Below are 6,439 nucleotides of genomic sequence, written 5' to 3'. Positions count from 1 at the left end.
AAAATGTTGTACCTTTAAGCATACTTTTTGGTGTCGTAACTTAAAGGTATAAAAAACGGGGTGGCTTAGGCTATCCCGTTTATTTTTATCGGACAACAATGATTTTTTTTTAAAAAACCTTAAAAGTTTTTATCAAAAGTATTCTCACTTCTGTCAGGTTTACAAACAGAAACAATTTCCCTTTAAATGAAAACTCAGTAAAATTTCTACTAAAAATATCCAAAAAGAAATATGCGCTGGTGTAATTTTTACACTATCGGTAAAAAAAACGACTAAAATCCTCAACATTAATTGATATAAAAACAGTACAAACAGGTTCTATTTAACACCTTTTAACATCTGTCGCAATTTAATTACACACGATTTTCACATAAAAAAACAGTGTCAAAACACTACACAAGAGCCTTTTAGATACTTCGAAGAGTGCTTTTTAACGATAAATAAATCAATCGATTGATTAAATGACAGAATTTGGACAGATTTATTTTTTTTTAGGCTTTATTTTTGGGCTGGATTCGCAAAATTCAAAACCCAAATTTTGATTGCGTTCCTAATCCCGGAAAATAAATTTAAACACACCAAAATAGTCCATGAGAAAAGTAACAACTCTCTTTTTCAGCATAAGCATTAGCATGCTTTTAGCATCTTGCGGAAATAACGATGAAGCAAAAAAAGCAGCAGCAGCTGCAGCCGCCGGCCCACAAGCCTATCCGGTTTTTACGGTTAACGCCCAAAACACCGAATTAAATTCAGATTATCCTGCTACAATTGAAGGTATTCAGAATATCGATATCAGACCTAAAGTGGATGGTTTTATCCAGAAAATATTGGTAGATGAAGGCGCCGTTGTTAAAAAAGGCCAATTACTTTTTACCATCATGGCACCGCAATACGAGCAAGAAGTTAGAACAGCAAGAGCTGCAATAAGTAGCGCTGAAGCAGATGTAAATGCAGCTCAACTTCAGGTTAACAAAACAAAACCTTTAGTAGAGAAAGATATCATTAGTAAATATGATTTAGATGCTGCTCAATTAACATTGCAAAGTAGAAAAGCTGCGCTGTCGCAAGCTAAGGCTGCCTTAGCAAACGCGCAGGTTAACTTAGGCTACACTTCTATAACAAGCCCTGTAGATGGCATAGTTGGAAGTCTTCCTTTTAGAACAGGAAGTTTGGTTAGCAGCTCAAGCACGGAGCCATTAACTACGGTTTCAAATACATCAAAGGTTTATGCTTACTTTTCTTTAAACGAAAAACAACTTTTAGATTTTTCTAAAACATACAAAGGCAATACACTTGCGCAGCAAATGAAAAACATTCCAGCCGTAAGTTTGGTATTAGCGGATGGAAATGTTTATGCACAAAATGGTAAAATTGAATCAATTAACGGCCAGATTAATACAGCCACGGGCTCTGCAAGTTTAAGAGCAACTTTCCCCAACCCAACTTTCCTATTAAAATCTGGCGGAAGTGCATCAGTTAGAATACCTCAACACGTTGATAATGCAATTCTTGTTCCTCAAAAATCTACAATCGATTTACAGGGTAAAAAATTTGTTTATGTATTGGGCGATTCTGCAAAGGTTATCAGCACCGAAATTCAGATAATGGATTTAGCCAAAGATAAGTTCTATGTAGTAACCAAAGGCTTAAAGGCTGGCGATAAAATTGTTTTAGAAGGTTTCCAATCTTTAAAAGATGGTGTTAAAATTAAACCAGAAGAACAAAGTGCAGATGCGGTTTACGCTGAAATTAAAAAATAACAATGTAATCAGTGCTACCACACTTATTTAGTGTAATCAATATTAATTATGTTTAAGAAATTTATAGAAAGACCGGTTCTATCAACGGTTATATCCATCATCATCGTAATTCTCGGTGTTTTAGGTTTAGCTACTTTACCGGTTTCACAATATCCTGAAATCGCCCCTCCAACGGTGCAGGTTTCTACCTCATACCAGGGTGCAAATGCCGATGTGGTAATGAGTAGCGTTGTTGTTCCGCTAGAAGAACAAATTAACGGTGTGGAAGACATGACTTACATGACCTCTTCTGCAAGTAATGATGGTACCGCAACCATTACAGTAAACTTTAAACTGGGCACAAATCCCGATTTAGCTGCGGTAAACGTACAAAACAGGGTTGCTAGAGCAACCAGCCTACTTCCCGCAGAAGTTACAAAATCTGGTGTAATTACTGCAAAAAGACAAGCCAGTAATGTATTAATTTTTGCTATTTATAGCGATGACCCTTCTTATGATCAGACATTTCTACAAAATTATGCTAACATTAACATCATCCCACAAATTAAACGTATTAATGGTGTTGGTGATGCAAGCGCATTCGGCCAGATGGATTATACCATGCGTATTTGGTTAAAGCCAGATGTTATGGCAACATATGGATTAGTGCCAAATGATGTGAGTGTTGCACTTGCTGAACAAAATGTTGAGGCGGCACCAGGACAATTTGGCGAACAAGGTGACCAGGCTTTTCAATATACTTTGAAATATTCGGGTAGATTAAAAGATGAAAGTCAGTTTAGTGAAATCATAATAAAAGCTGATGCCAACGGACAAATTCTTCGCTTAAAAGATGTAGCCAGAATTGAACTGGGTGCTTTAAGTTATGCCAGTTCTGTTAAATTTAATGGAAAACAAGCTTTAGGTATTGCCATTAACCAAACCGCAGGTTCAAATGCAAAAGAAGTAATCGAAAACTCGATTAAAACTTTAGATGAAGCTCAGAAATCTTTCCCAAAAGGAGTTCATTATACTACTTTAGTTAACGTAAACGATTTCTTGGATGCATCAATTGAAAAGGTAATTCACACCTTAATCGAGGCTTTTATATTAGTATTCTTAGTTGTATTTATCTTCTTACAAGATTTCCGTTCTACTTTAATTCCGGCAATTAGTGTTCCGGTAGCCATTATTGGTACATTTTTCTTCCTGAGTTTATTCGGCTTTACGATAAACTTATTAACGCTATTTGCACTCGTGCTCGCCATTGGTATTGTGGTAGATGATGCGATTGTAGTTGTAGAGGCCGTACACGCAAAGCTAGATGAAGGTTATACCGATGCCAGAAAAGCAACAGTAGATGCAATGGAGGACATTAGCGGTGCAATTATTTCCATCACTTTAGTAATGGCGGCGGTATTTATTCCAGTGAGCTTTATTCAAGGTTCATCTGGTGTATTCTACAAACAATTCGGTTTAACACTGGCTATTTCAATTATACTTTCAGCAATTAACGCTTTAACTTTAAGTCCTGCGCTTTGTGCTATTTTCTTAAAACCACACAAAGAGGATCACGAGAAGAAAAAGAATTTCATCAATCGTTTTTATGATGCATTCAACACATCTTTCGATGCAGTAACTGGAAAATATAAAAAATCTGTAGGCTTTCTATCTAAAAAGAAGTGGATAGTTGGTTTGGGTATTCTATTCTTCACAGCAGTATTGGTTTGGACAATGAATACAACCCCTAAAGGTTTTGTACCAAATGAGGATTTAGGGACAGTATTCTCAGATATTTCGCTACCTGCAGGAACATCACAGGAAGAAACCAGTATCATAATTTCTAAAATTGACAGCATTGCACACACCATTCCCGAAATTAAAAACTCCTTAAGGGTAGTGGGACGTAGTTTAATTAGTGGTTCTGGTAGCTCTTACGGAATGGTTATTGGTCGTTTAACGCCTTGGGATGAACGTAAAGGTCGTGATGTAAAAGTAATTATTGGAGAACTTTTCGCGAAGACTGCTAATATTAAAGGTGCAAAAATTATCTTCTTCGCTCCGCCTACAATTCAAGGTTTTGGTACCAGTGGCGGTTTCGAATTCCAATTGCAAGATAAAACTGGTGGAGATATTAAAAAGTTTAATGATGTAGGAAATAAGTTTCTTGCTGCATTGGCTAAGCGCCCAGAAATTCAATATGCATCAACTTCATTCAACCCAAATTTTCCACAATATCAAATTGATGTAAATGTGGCTAAGGTAAAACAAGCAGGTATAACTGTTGGTGATGTTTTAGGTGTAATGCAAGGGTATTACGGTGGTGTGTATGCTTCTAACTTTAATAAATTTGGAAAGCAGTTTAGAGTGTTATATCAGGCAGATGCAAAATATCGTGCTAATCAGGAAAGTTTAACCAGCATTTTCGTTCGTAACTCCAAAGGACAAATGGCTCCGGTTTCGGAATTTATAACCTTAACAAAAGTTTACGGGCCACAGGCTATCTCTCGTTTCAACTTATTTACCTCAATTGCGGTAACAGGTAATCCAAACCCAGGTTTCAGTTCTGGTGATGCATTAAAAGCAGTACAAGAAGTTGCGGCAGAAAGTTTACCAACAGGTTATGGATATGAATTCTCTGGTCTATCTCGTGAGGAGATAAGCGGCGGAAGTCAAACTGTATTTATCTTCTTACTTTGTATAATCTTTGTTTACTTCTTATTGGCGGCACAATACGAAAGTTATATTTTACCATTAGCAGTATTAATTTCTCTACCAATTGGTTTAGCTGGCGTATTTGTTTTCGATAAAATATTCGGTGTTGATAATAACATTTATACACAGATTACGCTAATTATGCTTGTTGGACTGTTGGCGAAAAATGCCATCCTAATTGTAGAGTATGCGGTTGATAGAAGAAGAAAAGGAATGAGCATTGTTAATGCAGCAATTGATGGTGCAACAGCTCGTTTACGCCCAATTTTGATGACCTCATTTGCCTTTATCCTCGGGCTGCTTCCCCTGATGTTATCATCGGGAGTTGGTGCTGCAGGTAATACATCAATTGGTACAGGTGCTGTTGGCGGTATGCTAATCGGTACCATTTTCGGTGTATTTGTTATCCCTGCATTGTTTATTATTTTCCAAACTTTACAAGAGAAAGCGAGTAATAAATCGCCATTTAATGAAGGCATTGATCATGAACAAACACCTGAAGAATATAAGTTGGCTACGAGTAATAGCAAACATTAATTTCAAGAATATATGAATTTCAGATATAAATATTCCATTTTAATCGGTTTTACCATCCTTACTTTAAGCGCCTGCGTAACTAAAAAATACGAACGCCCACAAGTTAAAAACGAAGGTTTATACCGTGACAATAACACAACAGATACGGTTACCATAGCAGATTTGCCTTGGAAAAACTTGTTTTCTGATACAACTTTGCAATCGTTGATTCAGCAAGGAATTAACGAAAACCTAGACTTAAAACAAGCAATCGAGCGTATTAAAATTTCGGAGGCAACTTTACGTCAAAGTCGTGCAGCATTTTTACCAAGCTTACAAGCTGATGTTTCTGTAACTGATGCAAAACAATCTGCAGCAGCCTTAAACTTTCCTGCCGGGATTAATATCAATCTCGAAACACAAACCTACAGAGCTGCACTAAGTACCGCTTGGGAGGCTGATATTTGGGGAAAATTAGGTAGTGCAAAAAAGGCAGCATACGCTGCATTATTGCAAAGTGACGCTGCTAAAAGAGCCGTTCAAACACAGCTAATTGCAACCATAGCCAATAATTATTATACCCTTTTGGCTTTAGATAAGCAACTGGCGATTACAGAGCAAACGATTAAAATCAGAACTCAGGACTTGGAAACCATGAAAGCTTTGAAAGAAGGTGCCATTGTGAACGGTGCAGCTGTTGTTCAGAGTGAGGCGAATTTATACGCGGCGCAGGTTACACTTCCAGATTTAAAAAGAAGTATAAAAGAGGCAGAAAATGCATTAGGTGTAATTATCGCTCAAGCTCCCGGAAGTATTAATCGCACAACCATAGACCAGCAAACTCCTTACACCAATTTACAAACTGGCGTTTCCGCACAATTACTACAAAATCGCCCTGATGTTATTGCGGCTGAATTTGGTTTCCGCTCTGCATTTGAAAACACAAATGTTGCTAAAACTTATTTCTATCCGGCTTTAACTTTAACAGCATCTGGTGGTTTAACGAGTTTGCAATTAAGTAATTTCTTCGATAATTCTATTTTCTACAATTTAGTTGGTGGTTTAACACAACCAATTTTTGCTAAAGGGGCTAACAAAGCCCGTTTAACAACTGCTCAGGCTAATCAGCAAATTGCATTTTATAACTTTCAACAAACGCTTTTAACTGGCGGACAGGAAGTATCTAATGCTCTATATGCTTATCAAACTGCAACTGAAAAAGAAGAAACCAGGGCGAAACAAATTGCATCTTTAACCAAAGCGGTAGATTTTACAAAGGAATTATTACGCTACAGTTCGGCAACAAATTATACTGATGTTTTAACTTCAGAGCAAAGTTTATTGGCAGCACAGTTAAGTGGTATAAACGATAAATTGCAGAAACTTCAATCTGTAGTAAACTTATATCGTGCTTTAGGTGGCGGTTGGAAATAATAAAATTATTAACACACAGAAAAGGCATTCTAATT

At 36.9% G+C, this 6,439-nt stretch carries 3 protein-coding genes; all 3 read left to right on the top strand.

All coding sequences use genetic code 11. The features are described 5' to 3' along the window. The first annotated feature begins 590 nt into the window (after positions 1-590). Genes ACFOUY_RS02930 through ACFOUY_RS02920 form a run of 3 tightly spaced genes read left to right on the top strand, consistent with a single transcriptional unit; the run spans position 591 to position 6,404 of the window. Positions 591-1,760 carry an efflux RND transporter periplasmic adaptor subunit gene (locus tag ACFOUY_RS02930; RefSeq protein WP_378958955.1) on the top strand — a complete coding sequence of 390 codons (1,170 nt, stop codon included), beginning with the start codon at positions 591-593 and terminating at the stop codon, positions 1,758-1,760. 48 nt (positions 1,761-1,808) lie between these two features. Then, positions 1,809-4,991 carry an efflux RND transporter permease subunit gene (locus ACFOUY_RS02925; RefSeq protein ID WP_378958954.1) on the top strand — a complete coding sequence of 1,061 codons (3,183 nt, stop codon included), beginning with the start codon at positions 1,809-1,811 and terminating at the stop codon, positions 4,989-4,991. Positions 4,992-5,003: 12 nt separating this feature from the next. Continuing rightward, the gene (locus ACFOUY_RS02920; RefSeq protein ID WP_378958953.1) at positions 5,004-6,404 is read left to right on the top strand and encodes an efflux transporter outer membrane subunit; all 1,401 of its coding nucleotides are present in this window, start codon (positions 5,004-5,006) and stop codon (positions 6,402-6,404) included. The last annotated feature ends 35 nt before the right edge of the window (positions 6,405-6,439 follow it).

This window comes from Pedobacter jamesrossensis (genome assembly GCF_042650905.1).
In the GTDB taxonomy this organism is placed as follows: Bacteria; Bacteroidota; Bacteroidia; order Sphingobacteriales; family Sphingobacteriaceae; genus Pedobacter; species Pedobacter jamesrossensis.
The sequence above is the reverse complement of the archived record's forward strand: the minus strand, read 5'-3'. Positions and strand labels throughout refer to the sequence as shown.